Here is a 26,056-nt window from a genome sequence, read left to right as displayed (position 1 = left end):
AACATTTTTATGATACAATGCATTCTGAAAATGTCAAGAGACATTTACTGGAGGTAGAATAAATGACAAACTGGAATAACCTGGACACTTTAGCATCATTCAAAGAGCTGCAGCAGTCTTCCCCTGTAGATCTGAAGTCTGTTATGAGCGGAGAAGAGGGAGCCGGAAGGGTAAAGAAGTATCAGATCCCTATGGCAGCAGGCTTTACATATGATTATGCCGCAAAGCAGGTAGATGATGATATATTAAGGAGCCTTTCAGCTCTTGCAAATGAGGCGCAGCTCGCTGACAAGTTCAAGGAGCTCTATAATGGCGCAGTCATAAATACAGGAGAGAACAGACTTGTCCTCCACCATCTGACCAGAGGTCAGCTAGGCGACGCCGTAGTTGCTGACGGAGCTGACAAGAGAAGCTTCTATGTGGAGCAGCAGAAGAGGATAGCTGATTTCGCCGACAAGGTACATAAGGGCGAGATAGTAAATGAGGCCGGAGAGAAGTTCACATCGGTCGTACAGATCGGAATCGGCGGAAGTGACTTAGGTCCGCGTGCCATGTATATAGCACTTGAGAACTGGGCAAAAAAGAACGGCAAGTTCCTTATGGATGCTCACTTCATCAGCAATGTAGATCCTGATGACGCTTCGGCAGTTCTTGCTGAGGTGGATGTGGCTCATGCCATCTTTATCCTTGTATCCAAGTCAGGAACGACTCTTGAGACTCTGACCAACCAGTCATTCGTTATGGATGCACTGAAGAAGGACGGACTCGATCCTTCAAAGCATATGATAGCTGTCACCAGTGAGACCTCTCCGCTTGCAGACAGCCCGGATTACCTGGCAGCCTTCTATATGGATGACTACATCGGCGGCAGATATTCATCTACATCGGCAGTCGGTGGCGCAGTCCTCTCACTTGCATTCGGACCGGAGGTATTCGCAGCCTTCTTAAACGGGGCAGCCGAGGAGGACAAGCTCGCCAAAGAGGCTGATCCTATGAAGAATCCGGATATGCTCGATGCCCTGATCGGTGTCTATGAGAGAAATGTCCTTGGATATCCAAGCACGGCTATACTTCCGTACTCTCAGGCGCTTTCACGTTTCCCGGCTCATCTTCAGCAGCTCGATATGGAGTCAAACGGTAAGTCGGTAAACAGATTCAAGGAAAGCCTTTCATACCCTACCGGACCGGTCATCTTCGGTGAGCCGGGAACCAATGGACAGCATTCCTTCTATCAGCTTCTCCATCAGGGAACGGATATAGTACCGCTTCAGTTCATCGGATTCAAGGACAGTCAGCTTGAAAACGATTTCACTATCCAGGGCTCTACAAGCCAGCAGAAGCTAAAGGCCAATGTGGCTGCACAGATCATAGCCTTCGCCTGCGGTAAGGAGGACGAGGACCTGAACAAGAATTTCAAGGGAGGAAGACCTTCAAGCATCATAGTAGGAGAAAGACTTACTCCTGAGGCACTCGGTGCGCTGCTTGCACATTTCGAGAACAAGGTGATGTTCCAGGGCTTCCTCTGGAATGTCAACAGCTTCGACCAGGAAGGCGTCCAGCTCGGCAAGACCCTCGCAAAGAAGGTCCTCGCAGGAGATATGTCGGATGCACTGAAGGAGTATGCGGGACTGCTGGAGATCTAAGGGGTCGATGCCATCAATCGCTTGGTATAAGAGACAGCGGAGCAGGTATTCCGGCGGAGGATATAGAAAAGGTATTTGAGCCATCCTTCATGGTAGACAGATCCAGAAAGCATGAGCTGGGCAGGCACTACAGTAAGTCTTTATTTTGAAGGCTAGTGTTTTATAAGTCTCTTGTCCTTTCATATAAGCATATGATATTATGACAGTGCATTCGAAGGAATGCGCTGTTATTTTTTTGAAAGGAAGGTAAAGGATGCCGGCAAGGTTTCAGGGCGGAGGACATATCACGATCGACATGGATGGGAAGGACTTAGGCATAGAGCTCAGAAGCAAAGGAGAAAAGACAATGAGAGTAGCGGTAACCTATGACAATGGAAATGTATTCGGGCATTTCGGGAGGACACAGCAGTTTAAGGTGTATGATATAGAGGATGGAAATGTAATAAGCTCGGACATCCTTGATACAAACGGAGAAGGCTGTGGCGCACTTGCCGGTATCTTGAAGACTGCAGGCGTAGATACGCTTATATGCGGAGGCATAGGAGGAGGCGCACAGATGGCGCTTGAGGCAGCAGGGATCAGGCTTTGTGCCGGAGTAAGCGGAAGCACCGATGAGGCCGTAAAGGCACTGATAGCAGGGACGCTTGATGCAGGCACCGAGGCTAACTGCGATCATCATGATGGAGAGTATAAGTGCGGGCATGGGAGGTGTCAGGGGTGAAGAGGGGCCTGATCCCTACTTCTCATAAAAGTGATATATATCAAAGAAAATTTATATACCATGCCTTTGTGCATAATGCTAGAATTTTAGCTGATACTTTAGTTTAGAGTTGTGCGGATTGAACAAGATCCGTACAGCTTTGGGATTGCAAAGGAGGAATAAATGAGGAAAAAACTAAGGAAAGTATCAGCGCTTGTTAGTGCATTCATTATGGTCCTGTCGATCTTTTCGGGGATCAGGCTGGATGCGATGGCAGCAGGAGAGACGAAGGTGTCGTTTCATTATTACAGAAGCGACGGCAAGTACAGCGACTGGGACGTATGGTTCTGGGCAGATGGAGTAGACGGGACAGCAGGAAAATTCCAGAAGAAAACGGATAAGAACGGCTGTGCCGTGACGAGCTTTACAGTACCGGCTGGAGGGGACAAGCTTTCCTTTATAGTGAGGAAGGGCGGAGACAGCTGGGCCGGAAAGGATGTCGATAAGGATCAGAGCATAGATCTGTCGGCAGCAAAGAAGGGAAAGCTTGATGTGTATGTATTCTCCGGAATAGAGGGATATGCGACGAAATTCGGGAACACAGTAGCACAGGCTTCATCAGCGTCAAAGACAAGTATCAGCGTCACAATGATGAAGGCCTTTGATAAAAAGACAGATGCAAAGAAGGCATTCTCTGTCACGAATTCTGTCAAGAAGAAATTTGCCATAAGCAAGGTAAAGGCAGCTAAGAATGTGTACACGCTTACACTTAAAAAGCCTATCTCATATAGATACACCACCTATGTGACATATGATGGCGTAAAGACCAGGGTCACAACACCGGACTATTATTCGACAAAGGAATTTGAAAAGGCCTATACCTATACGGGAAATGATCTGGGAGCCAGCTATAAGGCCAGCGCGACGACCTTCAGGCTCTGGGCCCCGCTTGCCAGCAAGGTAAAGCTCAATCTCTATAAGTCAGGGAGGCAGGGAGCCGATGATCTGATAAAGACAGTCTCCCTGAAGAAGAAGGAAAAGGGAACCTGGTCAGTAAAGGTGGCAGGAGATCAGAACGGGGTATATTATACCTATGATGTCACGACCGATGGCAGGACAGCAAAGGATGTGATCGATCCGTATGCCCGTACAAGCGGCACAAACGGTAAGAGAGGAATGGTAATAGACTTATCCTCAACAGATCCGGCCGGATGGAAGGATGACAAGAATCCAAACGAGATCAAGAACTATACAGATGCAGTTATCTATGAGCTTCATGTCGGAGATTTTTCAAACGATAAGTCTTCAGGAATGAAGAACAAGGGCAAGTATCTAGCATTTACAGAGAAGGGAACAAAGAATTCTTCAGGACAGACAACAGGAATCGACTATCTGAAGGATTTGGGAGTTACGCATGTGCAGCTCCAGCCGGTATATGATTTCAGCTCGGTAGACGAGTCAAAGGATACAGACCAGTACAACTGGGGCTACGATCCGGAGAACTATAATATACCGGAGGGGTCATATTCCACAGATCCGTCAAAGGGTGCAGTCCGTGTGAAGGAGTTCAAGGAAATGGTCGAGTCCCTTCACCAGAACGGCATGAGCGTAGTCATGGACGTGGTTTATGGACATGTAGCATCAAAGGACAATTTCTGCATAAACAGGATAGTTCCGGATTACTATTCGAGACCGAATTCCAACGGCTCATTCTGTGGCAATGATACCGCCACAGAGCGTGCAATGAACCGCAAATACATAGTGGATTCCTTTGTATACTGGGCAAAGGAGTATCATATCAACGGATTCAGGATAGACCAGTCCTATCTGTTCGATACGAAGACCATGAACCAGATAGTAAAGGCTCTCCATGAGATAGATCCTTCGATCATTATCTACGGCGAGGGATGGAATAACGAGACCAATCCGACGAAGACCGGGCTTTCATTTGCAACGCAGAATAATTCCGCAGCGACACCGCAGGTGGGATACTTCAATGACCAGATCCGTGACGGTGCAAAGGGCGGCGTGTTCAACTTCACCGAGAGAGGATATGCCAGCGGAAACAGCAGCAAAGCTTCAGATATCAGACAGTCAGTAACAGCATCAGCAAGCTGGCTTAAGACAGAAAACAGAGCTTCTCAGACCATAAACTATGTATCATGCCATGATAATGATACGCTTTTTGACAGGCTTCAGGGCTCGTCAAAGGCAAAGGACAGAAGCGAGCTCATAGCCCAGAACAATCTGGCTTCATCGATAGTCTTCCTTTCAGAGGGAATACCGTTCATGCAGGGCGGAGAGGAGATGCTTCGTTCAAAGGAGCTTCCGTCAGGAGTGAAGCACGATGAAAGCGATGATATAAAGACAGTAAACGGCAGGGATTTCTGGGTGAACAGCTACAGCTCAAATGCATCATGCCTGAAGGCATATTATGAGGCTTATAAGGATTTCTCAGCAAGCAGCATCAACGCCTTCAAGTGGGATAATCTCGGAAAGAAGGAGTACCAGGATGTCTATAATTATTACAAGGGCCTGATCTCATTCAGAAAGGCGCATCCGGCTCTTCGCATGACAAGCGGCAGCGAGATAGATTCTTCTGTAAAATTCTTAAGCGGAACCAGTGATAATGTGATCGCATACACTATCGATGGTAAGAGCTCAGGAGATTCTGCACAGCAGATCCTTGTGATCTTCAACCCTAATCAGAAGTCTGAGGATATCAGCCTTCCTTCAGGAGACTGGAAGGTCTGTATCGATAAGCAGACAGCAGGAACCAGGACACTTAAGACAGCAAGCGGCAGCATCAGCGCAGAAGCAGAGAGCTGCACGGTTCTGATCAGATAAAAGGAACAGGTGAACTGCTGCCCTGATCGTCTTCCTTGAAAAAAGCTTTAATTATTTCGGAAGAAATTCTTGAAGATAATGAGGCAGAAAAATCTATTTACATCAATAACATAGTAAAGGAGCTCCTCTGGCAATGGCCGGAGGGGCTTTTTTGGTATAAAGTCTTAAGCGTCCGAAGGAGTAAGGCACTAGCAGCGTAAGGTGCTATCCGATCCTGCGGCCTGACGGATTGCTTCTATCATGTATGCGGTCCTGATCGCCAGAGGAAAGGCTCTCCCCAAGGACTGTGAAGAAAACACAGCCAGATTGACATAGCGGGACGCATCCGCGACAGTCTATCGCCTCGGCTGTGCGAGTGGTTTGGGAGGACGCTCCTTCACGTGTACCATGATAAACATTCCATGATGAAGGAAGGGGATAGGGCCAAGGGCCCAGGGTCCAGGGTTTTGGAGCTTTAGTATTATCAGAATCTCAAGATTCGACTAAACTTCAGTAACCCTGACCCCTACTCCCTAGACACTAACCCCTGCCCTTCGGAAAGCGAGGAATAATAAAAAATGTTAAACATGAAAAAAGGTTTAGCTATCGTACTTGCAGCCGCTACTGCACTTACCTTCGCTCCTGTTAGCACACTTGGACTTCAGGGCGTAGTTGAGGCACAGGCTGCTACTGTCCAGGCTACAAACGCAAGCGCGAAAGTAACTCTTGACGGAACAAATGATGCTGCTTTAAGTGCGACTACAGCTACAGTAAAAGCAGGCGGTTCTCTTACTCTTACATTTGAGAACAGCTCAGCTTCTGCTATTGATAAAGCAACAATCACAGCCAAGAAAGGCGGCACTGCTCAGGACACAGGTCTTACAGTGAAACAGGACGGAGCAGCTCTTACTGGTGCATCAGATGTCTTCACTCTTAACAGCATCGCTGCTAAGGCTGGGGATAAGAACGGTGCGACCACTGTTGTTATCTCATTTGCTGGAAATGCAACAACAGGTACAGACTACACCTTTGAGATCAATTACGATTCACACACAGCTAAGACGTTAACGGTTAACTATACCAACACTGCTGACGCCCAAGCGGCTCAGGATCATCTTGATGATGCTTCAAAGGCTATCTTCCAGGGAGTTGATGATACTGTCTATCTCAGAAACACCAACGACTTTAGTATGGATTTGAAGCCAAGCGTGATCACAGCTGGAGGAAAGAGCTACAACGGTAGCGATCTTTACTATCAGCAGGTGTCAGATGCGACAGTCGGTGGTTCATTAACTGCGCCTACTACAACTACTCTCACTCATGCCACTTACACAAGTGAAGTTCAGGGAACAAACACTAAAATCAACTTCAAGGCTGAAAAAGGTAAGCTGACTCTTGCAAGAAAGAGTTCGGCTAGCTCAGATGATTTTGTAGCAGGTAAGTTCATCTTAGCTGCTTACACAGCAAACACAGACAACACTGACTACACTCTTGTAGGTTACAAGACTGTAAATGTAAAACTTGCACAGAACGAGACCTATACTCTCGGACTTAAAGCTTCAAGCTATACAATGTCACTCGGAACTGTTGATAAGACAGATGCCCTTGAAGTGGAAAGTGTAGGAAAGGCAGACGGCACAAAGCTTTCAGATTCTACAAACCCTACTCTTAATTCATTCAAGACTGCTGAAGCTGCTAACTGGACTGTTTCAGGCAGAGGTATTGTTACAGTTGCCGCAGATGCAGATGTAGCTAGCATCACAAGTGATGATGTGATTGCTGTTTATAGCACAGCTACAAAGACGTTTTTTGCAAAGCACGCTGGCACTACTGAGGCTACTATCACAGTCTCCAACAAAAGTCAGATCGCTCAGACCAAGGTTCCTCTGACTGTTCTTGGAACTTCTCAGTATGCCCTTAAGGCTACCGCTGACGGAACAGCTGACAGCGCTGAGATCGGTGAGAGCGATACCAACCCGGTTATCCTTGATGTAAAGTCAGTAAACTCATATGATCTTGCTAAGCATCTTTACAAGAGTGAAGGTATGACTCTTTCTTATGAGTCAAGCAACACAAAGAACACTGTTAGCGATGCTGGAGTAGTTAAGGCTACAACAGTGACCGATTCTTTCTATGTAACAGTTACAGGAAAGATCAACGGCAACATCGTTAAGCAGCTCAGAGTTTACTTTAAGGTTAATGCACTTCCTTATGATGTACCTGCAGTAACAGGTGTCGATAAGGACCAGGCGGATGTCCTGAATGGAGTTGATTATGCTTCTGTAGTTAGAGCTGGAATTCCTACTGAGGAGGGGCTCGCTGCATCACAGATCAAGTATGTTCAGATCGACGTAACAGGTACAGAGCCGACAAACGTCACAGAAGCTCTTAACATCGTTTCAACAAGCGGAGCCATCGTTACAGCTTCTCTTGCTGGACAGCGTGGATCAGCCGTTACAGGAGTATCGAGCAATGGCGTTGTTACATTAGCTCCGAATGCTACCACAGGTGTTGCAGCTATCAAACTTGTTTCGACAGCAACCAGCACAACAGCTCTTTCTACCAACTATGTATTTGTAGTAGTTGACAAGAAGGATCCTGAGATCAAGGCTGCTGACGCTTATAAGATCGGTACAGTAGCTGGAGCTGAGGACAACAAGTCATTTGAGTCAGACATCAACTTCAACGATATAATCGCTAAGTCTGGTGTTACCGTAAGAGCACTTGTAAAGGGTGATGATCTTCACGCAGCAAAGACTCTCTATTCTTATGCTCCGACTCAGGCTGTAAACGATGCAAACTTCTCTAACGAGGTTGCTGGATCTACCTTCAAGGGAGTTCATGTAGCAAGAGTTCAGGGTAAGGTGGAGAACCTCCTTATCTCCTATAACGCTGGTGCAGGAACAGCCTACAAGGTAGTTCGTATTGATTCTGTTGCAGGAGTACGTAACTCAGTTACGAAGATTGAGAATGTTACAACAGGCAAGGTAGTTTACGATTCAGCAAAGGATTCAGCTGTTGCTGTTCCAGAGCTTCGTCTTGATGGAAACACCACTCTGAAGGTAACTCTTGCTTATGCCATCGACAAGAACGATACACACGCAAATATCACTTCGACAAGCCTTTACAACGGTAGTGATCCTCTGAACCAGAATATTATGACTGCTACAAGGGATGAGAAGAAGGCTGATGGATTCACTACTTTCTATCTGTATCCTACAACTCAGGGTACTCAGGTAGTTACCTTTAAACCTTCAGGAGATATCTCAGCAACAGATCATTCAATCGTTGATAATGATAATAAGCAGCTTTCTATCACTTATAGAGAGTCACTTACTCTTTCAAAGGTTACCGGACTTAAGGTAGCTAACAAGAAGGGTGCTGCTGTATCTGTTTCCTGGAAGTCACAGGGTGCTAACGTACTCTATCGTGTCTACAAGAAGGTTGGTTCTGGTAAGTGGGTAGCTAAGAACGTAGCTGGCACAAAGACCTCTCTTAAGGTTAAGAAGGGTGCCAAGGTTACAGTCAAGGTTAAGGCTTACAAGAAGACAGATGCCGGAAAGACCGTTTGGGGACCAAAGGCAACAAAGGTAACCAAGAAGACCGACAAGAAGTAATACCCAATCCTTCGAATCACATCACAATTTGACAATTCACAGTCCCGGAACCCTGTAATTCCCCGGACATGAATCTTGATACTACTATCCCACACGCTGTGGCTCCCTTCGGAGCCATCTCCCCGGCGTGCGGGATTTTATTCTACATAGAAAGAAAAGATTTTACCCATCCAACAAATCAATAGAAAGGATTATCTATGATAAAGAATAATCATGAGATAGAAGTTAAAAACAGACACGGCTCAGCTGATGAACTTCCTGATGGCTTCAATTCCTGGGAAGATTACTGGAATAAATACATGGCCGATCACAACCCTGATAAGCCTAAACTCGCAGACTGTAAATGTCAGATCTGCAAAATAGCCGACGCAGAAGTCGGAGGGCATGTTAAAAAGACCGGTTCCAGCATGAAAAGCTACATTGTTCCACTTTGCAGACCATGTAACTCAGCAAACTCAGACGAGCCATTTAAGGTTCCAGCATCACTTATGGCTCCAGTGAATTCATGACAGGAGATTTTTATGAGATTTATAATGACAAGTCCAGCGGAAGTATGCTGTTCCAAATGCGGCAATAAACAGACTATACCAATCGACAGCTTCGACATGGATTCATCTGCCATAGACGAAAGAGACATGGGTGCCGAAATTGAAGACCGCTTTACTGCCACAGATGTATGTGATTCTTGCGGTAGAGATTTTGAAGTCAGCATTTCTCTCTACGAATACCCTGAAAACACCTATAACGATGGGCCAGATGTAACTAATAGCATCGGCTGCGAAGTCCTCACCATCCCGAACTTCACTGAAGACTATAGCGATGACATGGATGAAGATGATTATCCACCAGTGGATCCTAATGAATTAGAAGCATATGTGAAAGGATAAAATTGAATACTACAGGCTTTCCAAGCCATCCAACACCTTAAAGCGTTCCCGCCATAGACGAGAACGCTTTTTCTATTCACAACATTTCGGAGGTTTATAAATGGACAACACTTTTTATCAACGCGTAAAGGAGCGTCGGTCTTCCTGGATTACATTGGCATTGATTCTTCTCCTACTCTCTCAGGATTTGCTCTGGACCATAATCGAAGCCATAATATGCGTCTTCAGCATAGACGTGGATATGGACTTTCTATCTCCATACATATTCATGGCGCGTTGTCTTTTCGGCTTCATGTACCTTCTTACAACAACGCTCACAAACCTGGCTTCAAGGATAGTCGCTGTTCATTTACTCCATCGACCTGTTATACGCCGCGTGATATCAGCCCTTGTGATCGGATTCTATCTGGTTCCATGCATCGCCGGACTGATATCAGATAGTGAGCATAGCGCTGAAATAAAAGAGAATTTTCTCCACAAATCAAAGGCTGTGAAAGACCTTCCTGACCTTACCCGTATCATATATGCCTTCGGATTCCTCCTCATACTCACGATTGTCCTGATTATTATGTCACCTTCATCAATCCGGCGCGTCATTACAGAGTCATATGCCTTGCTGACAGCCTTGGTCGGCTTCGCCCTGTATGCCCAGGGACTCTCCGAAAGATGAAAAAGAAACAGGTCCATTTTCATCTTTTTGAGCCTTTGGCGTTTCGCATTGCTCAATCTTTCGGCAGGGCACAAAAAACGGCAGAACCGTCATCTGGTGCTGCCGCCCTCACTCATGCCTGCCTGACAACAGGTTTTCTGCCGTTAAGCTGGAACAGATCATGTCTTTTTATCTCCCTCATAGCTCCATTCAAAGTCCCACATCTTCCATGGAAATGATACGGATCTGAAGCATGATGCTTATGAAATATCACTACTATATTTCCATCCGGCATTTCGGCATTATGGAGCCGCCAGACATGATGCGTATTCTTCGACATTAGAGTCACGTCATAATCGTTGGCCACAATTACTGCAAAGTAATTTCTGTCAATGGCTTCCAGCTCTTTACGTGTGAACACCCCTCACGCTCCCTTCTCCAGAAAATACAGATTCAGCGCCTTTTCCAGTATATCCTGTACGTCCCTTGCCGGCACATTCTGGAAATATCTCTGGTAGACCACGCCTGGGAGCTTCACACTCACAGACCTCTTTACGCCTGCTGCCGCCTGTAGATTGTCAAGTAAAATTGACCCACTTGGGGTGCGGACAAAAACCTGGACTGCGACAATGACCAGAAGGAGATTCGCACATGTATTCCTATGATGATCGGATCAGAGCCGTCCGGCTCTACATCCAATACGACAAAAGCGCAGCCGCAGTCATACGAGAGCTCGGCTACCCGGGGCGGAAGACCCTACGATACTGGTACGAAGAGTATCTCAGGGACAATGGACTTAAGAAAAAGTCCGTTCGGTCACCGAAATACAATGGAGCGCAGAAAGAAGCCGCGGTAAAGCATTACATGGAGCATGGGAAATGCGCGTCCCGGACGATCCGGGCCCTGGGGTATCCGAGCAGGGCACTTCTGAAGCAGTGGGTCACGGAACTCTGTCCGGAAGAAAAGCCTCATTGTTCTGCCGGCCACCATAGAAGAGCTTCAGTCATAGGTCAATGATCTTACAAAGCAGGCCGGTGAGCTGAAAGAGGAGGTCTTTCGTCTCCGTGTTGAGAGGGATGTCCTTGAGAAGGCGGCAGAAGTCATAAAAAAAGAGGAGGGCGTCAGTCTCGGAAGTCTGACGAATCATGACAAGGCAGTCGTGATTGACGCCCTCCGGAACAGATACCGCCTGAAGACACTGCTCAGCGTTCTTCAGATGTCAAAAAGCAGCTACTTCTATCAGGAGGCCGCTATGGCGGCTCCGGACAAATATGCGGATGTTCGCGAAAAGATCCGGCAGGCTTTCGATGAATCCTCAAACCGGTACGGCTACCGGAGAATCCATGCGGTCCTGAGGAGCGAATCCGTGACCGTATCAGAGAAGGTCGTGCGCCGTCTCATGAAACAGGACAGGCTCACTGTCAAAAGTGTAAGGAAGCGGAAATACAACTCCTATAAGGGCGAGATCACCCCTGCGGTCCCGAACGAGATAAAGCGCGATTTCCATGCGGATGCGCCGAATCAGAAATGGCTGACGGACATCACGGAATTCTCCATCCCGGCTGGAAAGGTGTATCTGTCTCCGATTATCGACTGCTTTGACGGGCTTCCAGTCGCGTGGACGATTGGAACATCCCCGAACGCTGATCTTGTCAATCAGATGCTGGATGCGGCAATCGAGGCACTGAAACCGGGCGAGTACACAATCGTCCATTCCGACTATGCCGAAGAAAAAACTATGCCGAAGAAATCTAAAGTATGTATGAAACATGCCGGGCTGATCCGCTCAATGTCAAAGAAAGGCTGCTCGCCGGATAATTCGGCATGCGAAGGCTTCTTCGGCCGGCTGAAGAACGAGATGTTCTATGGTCATTCCTGGCAGGATGTCTCCATTGACAAGTTCATAAAGATCCTGGATGATTATATGCACTGGTATGCGGAGGAGCGTATAAAGATATCACTTGGAGGGATCAGCCCTATCCAGTACCGGAGACAGCTTGGATTGACCGTATAATTGGTCCAGAAAAACGTCCGCACCCCATCTGACTTAATTTTAGTTTACCATATATAACAAGGTCACATAGTAACATTTTTTACCCTCGATGTTAGAAAATCAAACAAATAAGTTGACATTTCGAACGGATTTACTTATCATAAAGTAAGGAAGCTAGACAGAAGGAGGCAAATGACATGAAGACCATTTATGAAAAATTAAGAGAAGCAAGGCTCAAACTCGGCTTTTCGCAAGACTATGTGGCAAATTGCCTCGGAATCAGCAGATCAGCCGTTACTCAGATTGAGCTTGGAAATCGGAAGGTAAACTCGGATGAGATTACAAGCTTCTGCAAGTTGTATCATCTTTCAGCCGATTATCTACTGGATACTGAAAATGTCGATATGAATCAGGCAGTTTTCGCTCGTAATTTTAACGAGCTTAAAGATGATGATAAGGAAGAAATATTGAACCTTATTGCTTTCAAGAGAGCCATGGCAAAGCAACAGCAGGAGGGTTAATGGATGCTGCCTGATCATATTATCGAGAAATACCGGAATGATGCCGAAGGTCTGGCAAAATATTTCTCAGCGGAATATTTCAATACACATGAAAGAACATTTCCAATCAATCCATTTCATGTGTTGACAGACCTAGGCATTCATTTTGTCTTCAGAAATTTCAAAGATGTAGAAGGCCTTTTCCTTCCGGCGATGAAGGATGGAGATGTAGACCTTGTTGCAATAAACGCAAAAAGGCCCATTACCCGGCAACGCTTTACTGCTTCACATGAACTCTGCCATTATCTGAAGGATCCTCGAGAAGGAAAGAGCTTCATTTGTGAGACTGGGGCAAAGAACATCATAGAAAAATACGCGGACGCATTTGCTTCGGCTTTTTTGATGCCGCCTGATGAATTAAAAGCGCAGATTGATCAGCGCGGGAAGGTTGATACGAAACTTACCTGTGATGATGTATTGATTATTGCGGATCATTTCGGGACCAGCTTTGAGGCATGTTATTGGAGAATTCGTAATCTTTATACCTATCTTGCACCGTCGGTTAGTGCAAAGAAGAAGTATAAGCCAGCAAAGAAAAGAGAAGAATATGGGATGTCTGAGGTGTGCCTATATTCTGATCTTTTCGACAGGTGGCCGGACATAACCACAGACTTGTCGACCGACTTTGCCAAGCAGGTCTTTGAGAACAGCTATATCTATAATGATGCGCGGCTTGAGGGCGTTCATGCAACTCTTGAATCGGCAGCTGAGATCGTAAACGATTTGCAGAGCAATATGCAGAAAAGCTCATACTGCAATCCGAATTATGAGCCTTATTGCCATATCGCCGGTCATGCAAAGCTCTATCAGAGAGTGTTCGAGAATTATAGCAGTAAGAGTTTTACAATTTATGAGATTCTGGAGCTCAACAAGCTCTTGTTCTCTACATTTCCTTTTCCGGATACTGGCGGCCAATTTCGACAGGAACCAGCGATTATTACGAAATCCGATGTTGAAACTTGTGACTGGCACGAAATTCCAAAGGAGATAAGTTCCTTATATCAGCAGGAGAAGGATCTGGAAGATCACGCTGGAGAGTATTCTAAGAGTACGATCCTGAAAGAGCTGCTGAAAATCCATTACCGCCTGACGGTGATTCATCCTTTCAGAGATGGAAACGGAAGAACAAGCAGAGGCTTTCTGAACGAAGAACTCATGCGGTTCGGATTTCCGCCAATGTATATCAAGATTGAGAGGAAGGATGAATACCGGGCTGCATTAACGCAGATTGATCACAATGGTGACTATACGATGTTGTTCGAATTCATGATGAAGAATTTGATTTCGTCTCATGTGGAACTATCGATCAGGTAAAAGGGCCTGCTTCGGTTGACTGAGATTAGTAAAGGCTGTAAGGAAATATGGCGAAAGATAAGCGTGGATTTCCCGATAATTAACTCTCTATAATATACCCATAAGTAAGGACAGTTGAATTTGCCAATATCCTTATTATTAGACAGTCACACTATATGGATTCTTAATAGTAGACAGTATTAGCCAAGGAGGTGATAGTCCACAGTTTTGTAAATGGTAGATAACCCGTCATCTAGCCATAGTGCGGATTCTCTGAGATAATGGTTTGAAAAGTTGAAAAAGTTTATACACGTTTTCAACTTTTCAAACTTTTTCAACCAATCCAAGGAGGATTCACTATGAACATTGACACGGCAACCAAAGAGATCAGGTTAAAGTCATGGGCTGACATCATAAAAGACAGGAATGAGAGCGGCCTGACAGTTGACGAATACTGCAAGATCCACAACCTGTCACGAAATTCTTACTAGGCTCTTCGGTAGTCTCTGTGGGTAAGTAAGAAACTCCATTCCTTTTGAGTATCACTGCGTTCATCTATTCCTCGACTTTCTGTTAGGAAGTGGTATCCTGATATTCGAACATACCAGGTAGACCATATCCAGCATATTTTGTATGTTCCTGAACCCGTAGGCCTTGCGGATTATCAGCTTGATCTTGTTGTTAGTAGCCTCGATCCTGGCGTTGCTCAGCCCGAACTTTATGGTGTTCAGTATATGCTCCTTATGCCGCTTGATCTTCTTGTAAATATCATGAAACACGGGAATCCTGCTGTGGCTCGCCCACCAGAGCCAGCGGTTTAGCTCGGTCTCTGCCTTATCAGCGTCAGTGCTCTTAAAGATCATGCGGAGAGCCTCTTTAAGACGGTATCCACGGTACAGCTGGCTGTCTTTTGCCTGTATCATTGCCAGTTTTACCTGCTATGTCAAAGTCCTTTGTAAAGCCGTTGTTTGGGTAGGCCCACGGAACATCAGCTGTTACTACACCATGTTCAGGACATACGATGCGGTTGGTCTGAGACCTGATGTCCACCATTACTCCGCCAAGATCCAGGCCTCTCCACACCCTTAGAGATTGTGATGGTCTGTCGTATCCGGGAAGTTTTTTACGTCCACAGAATGGGCACTTGTTCCGGTTCCATGAGTTCGGACGTGCATCTATCGTAAGGTGTGTAACGCCATCGTGATCACTGTAAATTTCGGCATCAGTCACAACAACGTCCTTGACACCGATGATCTTTTTGAGTAATGTATTGGAAGAGGTCATCTCGTTTCTCCTTATCATTGATGTTTAGTCGCTGATAATGATACCGAAAATGAGGTGACCTTTCAATGTTTAGTTATAACCGCAGGCGGGGATTTTACCCACAAAGTATCCCGAAGCCTCACTTTTTGTTTTTAATTTGTTCGGAACAGAGGCCTTGTCTGTATTATATGACGGTAACAGCCTTTTTTCAAGGAGTACGAAGCCAGCATCACACACCTTTACTCCGTATATCCAACAGCTTCATTGCATGAAGAAGTACCTCATCATTCACGGACCAGTACAGTGAGTATGCTGTACCCTTGATCAGGTATACCAGAAGTGAAGCAAAGCAAGCCGCCATGCTGATAATTGCAACCAGCGGATTATCTGATACGGTCTGGCTTTCGATATCAAATACAGGCTTGAATGCAGACACTAGCCCAGTGATTGCAGCCACTATCAGATCATTATTGTAATTGCAGATTCTCTCTGCCTCTATGCAGTCTTTTCAGAGTGCCTGCCATATGAGAAAATCGGCTTGTATTTTTCAAAAAGCTGAAAGAAGAATCCATTTATCAACTTGACATCGCCCAATATACACGCTAATATATAGATTAGTAATCTATATATTAGTACAGAGGCGACCGCAATGAGCTTTATCGGACGAATACACGAACTTGACGCACTGAACAGGATGTACAACCATACGGATTTCCAGATGATGATCCTCTATGGCAGGAGAAGAATCGGGAAAACTACGCTTCTCAATGAATTTGCCAAAGGCAAGGATACCATCTTCTATACCGGGATAGAAAGCAAGGATGATGAGAACCTGAGAGAATTCAGCCAGGAAGTTTTTCATCATTACAGCCCTGACGCATCGGCTCCAAGCTTCAGGTCATATGGCAATCTGTTTACCTATATCACATCAGAGGAGAAGAAGCGCACACAGAATGGGCGGCTGCTCCTTATAATCGATGAATATCCATATATCGCCATCAACCATCCTGAGCTGGCTTCCGTTCTACAGCGTGAGATCGATCACGAATGGAAAAATATGAACATGATGCTCGTATTATGCGGTTCATCAATCACGTTCATGGAAGAAGAAGTTCTTGGGGAGAAGTCCCCGCTTTTCGGAAGACGTACCGGCCAGATCGATCTGCTGCCACTTGACTATCTGACATCAGCCAGATTCGTCCCTGATTATACTCCTGAGGAAAAGGCCATAGTGTACGGAGTGACCGGCGGCATACCGAAGTACCTTTCAATGTTTGATACGTCCCTGTCACTCGATGAGAACATCACAAATGAATTTTTCAGTACATCCGGATATTTCTACGAAGAACCAAAGAACCTGCTACAGCAGGAGTTTCGTGATGTGTCACTGTATTTTGCGATTGTAAATGCTGTCGGCGGTGGCTGCACCCATGTAAATGAGATATCAGAGAAGACCGGATTTGATACCGCCAGGACTTCGCAGGCACTGCGGAAGCTCGAAGCTGTACGCATCATCCGCAAGGATATACCGATTCTCAATGAAAAGAATAAAAAACTCACGCAGTACGTTCTGAATGACGGTATGTTCAGGTTCTGGTTCCGCTTTGTATCACACGGCATAGGTGCGATTGAGAGATTTGCCGGAGAAAAATATTATCAGACCATGGTAAGACCGTTTATACACGAATATATGGGGCCGATTTTTGAAGAGATATGCCAGGAATACGTCTTCAGGGAGAGCCTGTCAGGAGCCTCAGATATATTCATTACAAAAGTCGGAAAATGGCGCGGCACAGACTCTGAGAAGAAGTGTCCGGCGGATATAGATGTGGTAGGCCTTGACGAAGCCGCAAAGTTCGCTGTTATTGGCGAATGCAAGTTCAAAAATTCATCATTCGGGAAAGAAGAGTACGAGACTCTTCTGAATCGTGGCAGACTGGTGCAGCCATATGATGTCAGGCAGTACCTCATCTTTTCACTCGGCGGCATCACTGACTGGGTAGAGGATGAGATCAGCACATCTGCCAATGTCAGGTATATATCCATACAGGACATATACACGGAATGAACCCGTCTGAAATACTACTGAGAATGAGGTAAACCTTTTTGCCAATGACTTCGTCGATTCATTCGGAGAACTGACGATAAATCCCAATGAGGAAATTGACCTGCGGAACAGGATCAGATTTGACTGTGCTTCGTCACCGGGGGAGCTGCAGAAGAATTTTGATGTATCACTTCAATGCATAGACCAGTATCTGAACAATACACTAGGATACGGGGTGCAGAATATCGGTTTCGTGAACTACAAATAAAGTATCGCCATGTTCGAGCAAAGAGAAAGCCCCTGGGAGATAGGTTATCCTGGGGATTGTTCATTTGACGGATACAAAAGGTGGGTCAGTTTTACTCGTAAATCGGAATATTTACGCTGAAAACTGACTCGGCTATTTCTTGAAAATCAGTCATAACCATTATATAATACAGATGGAACGCAAGATGAAATGACAGACTGAAGGAGACGATGATCATGGCCAGCTTATACTTACAACTGAATAATACCGTCCTTCAGTGGGTGCTGGAGCAGGCACAGTCATTGATGGCTCCTGACGAAATTGTCGAAAGGCTGAGCGACTGGATTGCAGGTCGGAAGAAGCCTACTTTTTCACAGGTGGAGAATATGAGCAGAAAGATACATATTCCGTTCGGATATTTCTTTCTTGATAAGCCGCCAGTAGAAGATAATAAAATAGCTGAATTCAGGACTATAAACAGTACGTCGTTTGAGAATCCCAGCAGGGATCTGATCGATACTGTTAATGCCATGTCAGACATTCAGGACTGGATGGCTGATTATAATATACGGAATGGAAATGATCCATATAATTATGTAGGGAAGTATGAAGGGCAGAAAGTTACGGCAGAACAGCTTAATGATGATATTCTGCACACACTGGATCTCAAGGAGGGATGGTCGCTTGATTTCAGAAATGCTGATGAATCTTTTAAGACGCTGAGAAGTGCCATGTCAGTAGCTGGAATAATAGTTATGATGAATGGAATTGTAGGGAATAATACTCATCGCAAGCTGAATATAAATGAGTTTCGCGCTTTTACGCTGATCAATGAGTATGCGCCACTTATTTTTATTAATAATACTGATTCCAAAAATGCAAAGGTGTTTTCGTTGCTTCATGAGATATGCCATATCTGGCTCGGAAGTGAGAGCCTGTACAATCGACCAGAGAATAATGCAAACTATAGGGTTAATCAGACTGAACAGTTGTGTAATCAGGTGGCTGCTGAAATGCTTGTGCCTATGACAAAGTTCAGAATAATCTGGGACGAAGATACTGGCAGTTTATCGCAGAGAGTGAAATCTGTTGCTGATCGATTTAATTGCAGCCAGTATGTTATTGCAAGAAGGGCATACGATGCAGGGATAATGGACAGAGCAGATTTCGAAAGAATTAATTCTCAGCTTGGTAGAAGCATTAATGACAGCAGAACTACTGGTTCAGGAGGCAACTACTATACCACTCTGCAGAGCAGGCTGGATCACAGGTTTGTCAAGTCGCTGGATGCAAGCGTATCGCGTGGAGAGACGTTATATACGGATGCTTATCATCTGACCAATACTAACGGAAGCACATACACCAGACTTATTTCTGCAATCGGAGGATGAATACTAATTCATTTGTGGAGGCGTACCGGAAGTTCTATGCATTTGATATAGCACCTGGGTACTGGCGACGGTTTGAGCGTGTTTTTGCACAGGACAATATCATTATGCTTGATGTAGTGTCAGATGAGATTATAAAAGCAAAGAAAGACAATCTTGCAGAATGGTTGAAGCAGCAGAATAAGGGCCTTGTACATCGCCAGAGCTATATTGCTGAGTATGCGCGTATTATGAATTATATACAGTCGTGTGGTCACTATAATGACCGTGCGATGGCACAATAGTCGCAGGCAGGTCATGCTGATCCGTGGATTGTAGCAGCAGGAATACATGAGGCGGGAACTGTTGTTACTTTTGAAAAGTCGCAGACATACAATGGCTCCAGGATGGGGAAGATTTGTATTGGAGAAATTGCTGATCATTTTGAAGTCAGGTATATCAATCTATATGACTTTATGAGAGAGCAGTGGATAGTGCTTCAGTAAGCATAATTTGGTTATGTGAGAATCAGTTTCTCATAGCATTAATTAAGTTTCGTACTGCTTCTATCTGCCGATTAATATTTCAGAGACCTTGCAGCTTTTCACGTATATTATCCACATCTCCTCCATCCAGAAACATTCTGTAGCAATTCTCTCCGGTGTGTAGTAAAATAACAGTGATATGAGTTAACTGCAACTATATGGAGGTACCTATGAAGAACAGATTCACACGAATCGCGGCCGTACTGATTGCGGCTGTGACAGCTATTTCATACACACCGACTCTCGCCTATGCATCAGGCACCAAAAGCGATGCGACAGATCAGGCGACTATCAATGCATCTGATGACAGTGCAGATGTCCCGGATGGAAGCGAGGCACAGGCCGCTGACTCCTACATCACAGAGCCTACAGGCTACGAGAAGCCGACCTTCCGGGAGCTGACCGACGAGGAGCTCACGCAGATCATAAAAGAAAACACTCCGCGGACGACCACTGCCCCGAGGAGAATCAGACGCTCGCCAGCAAAAACTACAGACTGGAGCCAGTATTCGATAAGTAGAGATGCTAATCCTTTCTATAAGGGTATGAGCGCTAACCAGCAGGCACTCTATGATGCCCTTACTGCGCAGGCCAATAAGATCATGGATGACTCTACGAATGAATACACTACGGTCATAGCAGATTTTTCGGATCTCAGCAAAGCTGCCGCAGGTGAAGTCGCTAAGATCTGGATGGAGACCGAAGCACAGTACTTTTTCGTGGGGAATGGATATCAGATATCATATACACAAGGTCAGGACATAACTTCTGGATCAATTCTACTTAACATCATGTCAGCATACCAGACAGGCTCTGCTCGTGCCACGGCAAAGGCGCAGTTCCTTTCTACTGTGAACGTATTAATAGATAAAGCCTCATCGAAGACCAATATCTTGGATCAGGAAAAAATCATCCACAACGAGCTGATCAGGCGTCTCACCTGGGACGACACTAATAGTAGTGACAAGCAGAGCTCAGCCAGCTCGCTTATAGGAAACAACACAGTCTGCGCCGGATATGCGGCAGCCTTCTCTGTGCTTATGAATGGATTGGGAGCGCCTACCATCTCGATCACCGGTGGCGGCCACGAGTGGAACCAGATTTGCCTCGGTGGCAAGTGGTATAACGTCGATGTGACCTGGGATGATCCGGTTATAAACGGCCAGGCTAATAACAATCCTGATCTCACAGATGAGGAAATAGAGACAGCACAAAGCAGCGGCGGACATCTGATGTATCTCCGTTACTTTAATGTCAGTGATAGAACAATGCTTGATCCGTCTCTGAGTGACTCGGCTCCTACAGAGCATAAGCCGAAAGCAATCTGGACAAACTACGGAAGACCAACCTGCGACAGCGATACTGTAATCATTGAAAAAAAGCAGCCAACTATCTCTGTCTCAAAGATACCAGCGGTCTCTACAGGCACAACAATCGATGAAGCATTCTTAAAGAAGTACGTCACAGCCAAAGACGGCGCTACAGTGGTGGCTGGTGAGTATAAGTTCCAGATACCTGAGAATACAGCATCGGCTGGGTCCTACAAAGTTACATTCACCTTCACCCCGAAAGATACCGACACATACGATACAGCGACAGGGGAGCTGACAGTTACAGTGCAGAACGCAGAGCCTAAAACGCTTACGGTAAAAAAGGCCCCCGAGATCACAGGTCTTACCTACGGCGGGACACTCTCTAGCGATAATATTTCTGGAGGCTTAGTGACTTTCACTTACGATAATTCTTCTGAAGAAGCCGGTTCAGGGACGACAGAGAACACAGTGTCCGGTACCTGGAAGTTTACAGGGGATATCACCGGTACAGTGGTAAACAAGGCCTTCATCACAGCTAATCCTAAGGTCTCTCTTACCTTCGTTCCAGATGATACGACAGTACAATATGCGCCTCTTACCTGCGATGTGGACTTGTCATATAGTAAAAAAACGGTGACCATCCAGATAAATGATGTCTCGCTCCATGTGGGTGATGACATAAGCAAGGCGATCTCCGAAGCCTGGACCTGTGACGGAATAGTGGCAGGCGATGACAGGGCGGATCTTGGAGTGACACTGCAGTCTTCTGTTAAAGATTCATCGAAAGAGGAGACTGACGGTAAAATTACTCTCTCCTCGAACTCCAGTAAATACTATACCGTGACAGCAGGAAATACTTCAGGAAAGCTTACGATATCGAAATACTCCGTTCGCGCGACTGCTGCTCCATCGCTTACACTGACATACGGAGAGAAGCTCAGTACCGGCGCGCTGACAGGAGGATCGGTCTCGATAGTAAGCGAGACTCCGGTCGAGACGATGGTAGACGGTATCTGGAAACTCACTACACCGACATCTGATGAGATCCTAAGCGCCGGCACACACAAGAATAAAGCAACAGCTGCATTTATCCCGACAGACACCGCGAAGTACCAGAAGCTCACAGATGTCTCAGTGACAGTGACGGTAAAAAAGAAGCCGATCACCATCACATTGAAAGACATCACTATCACACAGTCAGATAAGCTTCCGGCATATACATGGACGCTGAGCGATAAACTTGTCGGAAAAGATACTGTCGAAAAACTGGTAAAAATCAGTAGCGATGCTAAGACAGATACGCCGGGAACCTATGACCTGAGCGCCACGGTAGATGCACACGCAGCATCGAACTATGATATCAAAGTAGTTCCGGCAAAAATCACCGTAAACCCAAAGGCATCAACCGGCGGAAGTACAACCGGAGGCACCACTGGCGGTAATACCGGAAGCACCGGAACCACCACCGGAGGAAATACAGGAAGCACGACAGGCGGTAACACCGGCAGCACCGGAACCACCACCGGAGGAACTACCGGAAGCACGACAGGCGGTAACACCGGAAGCACCGGAACCACCACCGGAGGAACTACCGGAAGCACGACAGGCGGTAACACCGGAAGCACCGGAACCACCACCGGAGGAAACACAGGAAGCACGACAGGCGGCAATACCGGAAGCACCGGAACCACCACCGGAGGAAATACAGGAAGCACGACAGGCGGCAATACCGGCAGTACCGGAACCACCACCGGAGAAAACACAGGAAGCACGACAAGCGGCAATACTGGCAGCACCGGAACCACCGGAGGAAATACAGGAAGCACAACCGGCGGTAACACAGGCACCACCCAGCCCCCAGCCGCTACAATAGATCATGGCACCACGACTCTTGATCCGTCGGCTGCTCAGAAGCGGGACATCGAGACCGCGAAATCGAACCCGGGAACCATCGTTACTACTGTCGCAGTAACGGATAGTGGATCTCAGGTTAAGATACAGACAGTGACGACACAGGCAGGAAATACAGTATCGGCACAGACTACGAGTGAGGATGGCCGTCAGGTGAGCCGGGTGGAGGTAATAATCGAGACCCCGATCACAGATACCAAGGGCAAGGCACAGATAACACTTGACGCTTCATCAATAGACGCTGTAAGTAAGCTTACAGAAGCAGCGGAAACCACTATCACCGTACAGGCGCAGACAGCAGACGGCACAGCCAGTGTCAGCCTGGATTCAGACGATCTGGATCAGAAGACCCTATATATGTACGCGCGCAAAGGCTCCGGCAGCTATGTCATGGTCTCACACAGCGCACTCGCTACTGAGGATCTGACAGGAGGCAGGTTATACGTTGGCGCAGGCGACTATGAGCTCGTTGATGCTAAAGAGTCAAAAGCGATAGACCGTCAGATAAGGGCAGAGGTAAAGACGACCTCGAAGACACTTTCGGTAAAGAAGGGATCGACAAAGAGGATTAAGCTTAAGAAAAATGAGTCTGTAGCGAAAATCACCTACAGCGTAGGAAACAGCAAGATCGCCAGAGTCTCCAAGAAGGGAAATGTGCGACTGCTGAAGAAGGGAAAGACCACAATCAAGGTCACGGTAACCTTTAAGAACGGGTCGAAGAAGACTATGAAGGTTACAGCAAAGACGAAGTAAAAGTCGCAGGGATAAAGGCGCAGAATTAAAGGTGACAGACGTAAGGCATTACTTACGTCTGTCACCTTTTTATCTTTCATTTGATATTTCGGAAGATGAGAAATGGACCTGACCCCCTGGTGATTTATAATTAAAACTGACCCATCCCCCGGAGATGGAAAGTACCTGGCCATCGCAATCTGCAGTAGTCAACAAATTTTGGACACAAATTTATGTTTTTTTGTCTCTCCTTTCAGTGATGTGGACTTCTTAGATGATGCATTGGGCATTACGCTATGCATTGCCGGTCGCTCTGTATCGACAGGGATGGATTCATGGGCAAGTTAGACGGCATGAACTTCCCTGTATTGCTTAGGAGTCAGGTAGTTGAGTGAGTATGCCGGTATCAAGATGTATCTTGGCATTCAGCCATAGATAACCATGAAATGGATCTTCTCTGTCTTTATTATATAAGATCCGTGTCCAAAAATTACCCCCTCCATGTCTAAAATAAGTTTACCACTTCACTAACCCCTAAGCCCTAGCCTCTGGTCCCTCTGACCTCACACCTGTTCATATGTTCGAAAAAAGCTTGCAAATCCATCAGATCCATGATAAAATATTATCAGTAACAATTTACAGGAGACAGAGGAGAGTATGATAAACAGAAGCGCAGACGCCACAGGTATACTCCTTTTGTCGCCATATGTGCAAGGAAAGGAGAATTATGAACGAGAAAGAAACTTTGCCTGTAGCAGAAAGGGACAGGGAGCGCCTGGAGCGCGAGCATCAGAAGGATCTGGAGCGGATCAGGGGATTTCGCCTGATAGATGACGATTTCATGAATGTCTGCTTCGATGACAACATACCAGTGACGGAGCTGCTGCTTCGCATCATCCTTGGCAGACAGGTTTTTGTAAAGCAGGTGCGTACACAGCGGAATTTCAAGAACCTTGTTGGCAGGGACCTCTATCTGGATGTGCTGGCGGTTGAGGATGACGGCACACAGATGAATGTAGAAATCCAGCGCTCGGACAGTGGAGCAGATCCCAAGAGAGCCCGCTATCATTCCAGTATACTTGATTCTCACAGCCTAAAGCCAAGCGAGGATTTTACCATGCTCCCGGAGACCTATGTGATTTTTATCACTGAAAATGATGTGCTCGGAGATGATCAGCAGATATACAGGATTGAAAGGATCATCAGAGATTCAGGGAAACCATTTGGAGATGGAGAGCATATCGTATATGTTAATTGTGAGATAAGGGATGACGGAACAGAGCTTGGGAAACTGATCCATGATTTCTTCTGTGAGGATCCCGGTGATATGAACTATACCGTACTGGCAGACCGAGTGAGATATTTCAAGGAAGACACGAAGGGAGTGAGAACTATGTGTAAGGTAATCGAAGATATGCGTAAGGAAGTATGGAATGAGGCTTGGAATGAAGCATGGGGTAAGGCCTCTAGTGAGGCAGAGCTAAAGACAAAAGAAGCTAGTGTAAGAAGACTGTACCTTCAGGGACTTTCGTTTGATCAGATAGCTGCTGGAATAGATCTGCCTGTAGATGAAGTGAAAAGTATTATCAGTTCAGAGATTTAATAGCACAGGTATGAGAGCTCAGGGTATAGGGAGTAGGGTTCAGGACTTAGTTTGGATTTATCCCTAACCCCTAACCCCTTCCTTACTTTAAGGAAGATACGAAGGGAGTGAGAACTATGTGTAAGGTAATCGAAGAAATGCGTAAGGAAGTATGGAATGAAGCTTGGAATAAAGCCTCTAGTGAGGCAGAGCTAAAGACAAAAGAAGCTAGTGTCAGAAGACTGTACCTTCAGGGACTTTCGTTTGATCAGATAGCTGCTGGAATAGATCTGCCTGTAGATGAAGTGAAAAGTATTATCAGCTCAGAGAGTTAATAGCACAGGCATGAGAGCTCAGGGGATAGGGAGAAGGGTTCAGGACTTAGTTTGGATTTAGATGTCCCTAGGTCCTAATCCCTGGCCCCTTCCTTACTTCAAGGAAGATACGGAGGGAGTGAGAACTATGTGTAAGGTAATCGAAGAGATGCGTAAGGAAGTATGGAATGAGGCTTGGGATGAAGCTTGGAATGAAGCTTGGGGTAAGGCCTCTAGTGAAGCAGAACAAAAGACAAGAGCCAGTGTCAGAAGACTGTACCTGCGGGGACTTTCAGTGGACCAGATTGCAACTGACATTGATCTGCCTGTAGATGAAGTGAAGAATATTATCAGTTCAGAAAGTTAATAGCACAGGTATGAGAGCTCAGGGTACAGGGAGTAGGGTTTAGGACTTAGTTTGGATTTATCCCTAGCCCCTAGGCCCTAATCCCTAGCCTCTGGGTCCTCGCACCTCTGACCTCACACCTCAGACCTCACACCTCCCAGTAACGGAAATGCCATAGGCGGACTGGTGACAAGGTTTGCAATGAGCAGGTAGGCTTCATG

20 protein-coding genes and 2 pseudogenes are annotated in these 26,056 nt (G+C 46.1%); 18 read left to right on the top strand and 4 right to left on the bottom strand.

The genetic code is table 11. From position 1 onward, the window contains the following. Positions 1–62 precede the first annotated feature (62 nt). The 7 genes from ACTNCK_RS04575 (at position 63) to ACTNCK_RS04545 (ending at position 10,343) form a co-directional block, all read left to right on the top strand. A complete protein-coding gene (locus ACTNCK_RS04575) occupies positions 63–1,643 on the top strand; it encodes a glucose-6-phosphate isomerase (RefSeq protein ID WP_441081222.1) in 1,581 nt (526 codons plus the stop codon). A gap of 253 nt (positions 1,644–1,896) precedes the next feature. Further along, a complete protein-coding gene (locus ACTNCK_RS04570; protein WP_441081221.1) occupies positions 1,897–2,364 on the top strand; it encodes a NifB/NifX family molybdenum-iron cluster-binding protein in 468 nt (155 codons plus the stop codon). 162 nt (positions 2,365–2,526) lie between these two features. After that, positions 2,527–5,190 (top strand): type I pullulanase, encoded by a 2,664-nt coding sequence (gene pulA, locus ACTNCK_RS04565; protein WP_441081220.1) that lies wholly within the window; start codon positions 2,527–2,529, stop codon positions 5,188–5,190. A gap of 566 nt (positions 5,191–5,756) precedes the next feature. Beyond that, on the top strand, positions 5,757–8,786 hold the full coding sequence (locus tag ACTNCK_RS04560; RefSeq protein WP_441081219.1) for a hypothetical protein: 3,030 nt from the start codon (positions 5,757–5,759) through the stop codon (positions 8,784–8,786). Positions 8,787–8,983: 197 nt separating this feature from the next. Beyond that, positions 8,984–9,295 carry a hypothetical protein gene (locus ACTNCK_RS04555; RefSeq protein WP_441081218.1) on the top strand — a complete coding sequence of 104 codons (312 nt, stop codon included), beginning with the start codon at positions 8,984–8,986 and terminating at the stop codon, positions 9,293–9,295. A gap of 12 nt (positions 9,296–9,307) precedes the next feature. Continuing rightward, complete coding sequence (locus ACTNCK_RS04550; protein ID WP_441081217.1) at positions 9,308–9,673, top strand: hypothetical protein; 366 nt, start codon at positions 9,308–9,310, stop codon at positions 9,671–9,673. Positions 9,674–9,773: 100 nt separating this feature from the next. Further along, positions 9,774–10,343 carry a hypothetical protein gene (locus tag ACTNCK_RS04545; protein ID WP_441081216.1) on the top strand — a complete coding sequence of 190 codons (570 nt, stop codon included), beginning with the start codon at positions 9,774–9,776 and terminating at the stop codon, positions 10,341–10,343. 112 nt (positions 10,344–10,455) lie between these two features. Here the strand turns inward: ACTNCK_RS04545 and ACTNCK_RS04540 are convergent, their stop codons facing one another. Then, positions 10,456–10,743, bottom strand: coding sequence for a hypothetical protein (locus tag ACTNCK_RS04540; protein ID WP_441081215.1), 288 nt, complete (start codon positions 10,741–10,743; stop codon positions 10,456–10,458). A gap of 230 nt (positions 10,744–10,973) precedes the next feature. Here ACTNCK_RS04540 and ACTNCK_RS04535 point away from each other — a divergent pair. From ACTNCK_RS04535 to ACTNCK_RS04520, 4 genes and pseudogenes are all read left to right on the top strand, one after another. Beyond that, positions 10,974–12,336 (top strand): annotated as a pseudogene (locus ACTNCK_RS04535) (IS3 family transposase). A gap of 176 nt (positions 12,337–12,512) precedes the next feature. Further along, complete coding sequence (locus tag ACTNCK_RS04530) at positions 12,513–12,836, top strand: helix-turn-helix domain-containing protein (RefSeq protein ID WP_441081214.1); 324 nt, start codon at positions 12,513–12,515, stop codon at positions 12,834–12,836. 3 nt (positions 12,837–12,839) lie between these two features. Beyond that, positions 12,840–14,189: a Fic family protein gene (locus tag ACTNCK_RS04525; RefSeq protein WP_441081213.1), complete on the top strand. Its 1,350-nt coding sequence runs from the start codon at positions 12,840–12,842 to the stop codon at positions 14,187–14,189. Between the two features lie 338 nt (positions 14,190–14,527). Then, positions 14,528–14,659 carry a hypothetical protein gene (locus ACTNCK_RS04520; protein WP_441081212.1) on the top strand — a complete coding sequence of 44 codons (132 nt, stop codon included), beginning with the start codon at positions 14,528–14,530 and terminating at the stop codon, positions 14,657–14,659. A gap of 60 nt (positions 14,660–14,719) precedes the next feature. Here ACTNCK_RS04520 and ACTNCK_RS04515 read toward each other — a convergent pair whose 3' ends face one another. From ACTNCK_RS04515 to ACTNCK_RS04505, 3 genes are all read right to left on the bottom strand, one after another. After that, complete coding sequence (locus ACTNCK_RS04515) at positions 14,720–15,091, bottom strand: ISL3 family transposase (RefSeq protein WP_441081211.1); 372 nt, start codon at positions 15,089–15,091, stop codon at positions 14,720–14,722. Then, entirely contained in the window at positions 15,045–15,398 is a 354-nt protein-coding gene (locus tag ACTNCK_RS04510; RefSeq protein ID WP_441081210.1) for a hypothetical protein, read from the bottom strand. Before ACTNCK_RS04510 ends, ACTNCK_RS04515 begins: the two co-directional genes overlap by 47 nt. A gap of 262 nt (positions 15,399–15,660) precedes the next feature. Further along, positions 15,661–15,888 (bottom strand): hypothetical protein, encoded by a 228-nt coding sequence (locus tag ACTNCK_RS04505; protein ID WP_441081209.1) that lies wholly within the window; start codon positions 15,886–15,888, stop codon positions 15,661–15,663. 192 nt (positions 15,889–16,080) lie between these two features. Here ACTNCK_RS04505 and ACTNCK_RS04500 point away from each other — a divergent pair, with 192 nt between their 5' ends. From ACTNCK_RS04500 to ACTNCK_RS04470, 7 genes and pseudogenes are all read left to right on the top strand, one after another. Beyond that, positions 16,081–17,499, top strand: coding sequence for an ATP-binding protein (locus tag ACTNCK_RS04500; protein ID WP_441081208.1), 1,419 nt, complete (start codon positions 16,081–16,083; stop codon positions 17,497–17,499). Between the two features lie 612 nt (positions 17,500–18,111). Then, complete coding sequence (locus ACTNCK_RS04495) at positions 18,112–19,116, top strand: ImmA/IrrE family metallo-endopeptidase (RefSeq protein ID WP_441081207.1); 1,005 nt, start codon at positions 18,112–18,114, stop codon at positions 19,114–19,116. Continuing rightward, positions 19,113–19,598 (top strand): annotated as a pseudogene (locus ACTNCK_RS04490) (DUF4411 family protein). Before ACTNCK_RS04495 ends, ACTNCK_RS04490 begins: the two are co-directional and overlap by 4 nt. Positions 19,599–19,807: 209 nt before the next feature. After that, positions 19,808–23,614 carry a hypothetical protein gene (locus ACTNCK_RS04485; protein WP_441081206.1) on the top strand — a complete coding sequence of 1,269 codons (3,807 nt, stop codon included), beginning with the start codon at positions 19,808–19,810 and terminating at the stop codon, positions 23,612–23,614. Between the two features lie 706 nt (positions 23,615–24,320). Then, positions 24,321–25,196 carry a PD-(D/E)XK nuclease family transposase gene (locus ACTNCK_RS04480; RefSeq protein WP_441081205.1) on the top strand — a complete coding sequence of 292 codons (876 nt, stop codon included), beginning with the start codon at positions 24,321–24,323 and terminating at the stop codon, positions 25,194–25,196. A gap of 116 nt (positions 25,197–25,312) precedes the next feature. After that, positions 25,313–25,510: a hypothetical protein gene (locus ACTNCK_RS04475; protein ID WP_441081204.1), complete on the top strand. Its 198-nt coding sequence runs from the start codon at positions 25,313–25,315 to the stop codon at positions 25,508–25,510. A 127-nt stretch (positions 25,511–25,637) separates the two neighbouring features. Beyond that, entirely contained in the window at positions 25,638–25,856 is a 219-nt protein-coding gene (locus ACTNCK_RS04470) for a hypothetical protein (protein WP_441081203.1), read from the top strand. Positions 25,857–26,056 lie beyond the last annotated feature (200 nt).

This window comes from Candidatus Weimeria sp. HCP3S3_B5 (assembly GCF_052064335.1).
Lineage (GTDB): Bacteria > Bacillota > Clostridia > Lachnospirales > Lachnospiraceae > Weimeria.
The sequence above is the reverse complement of the archived record's forward strand: the minus strand, read 5'-3'. Positions and strand labels throughout refer to the sequence as shown.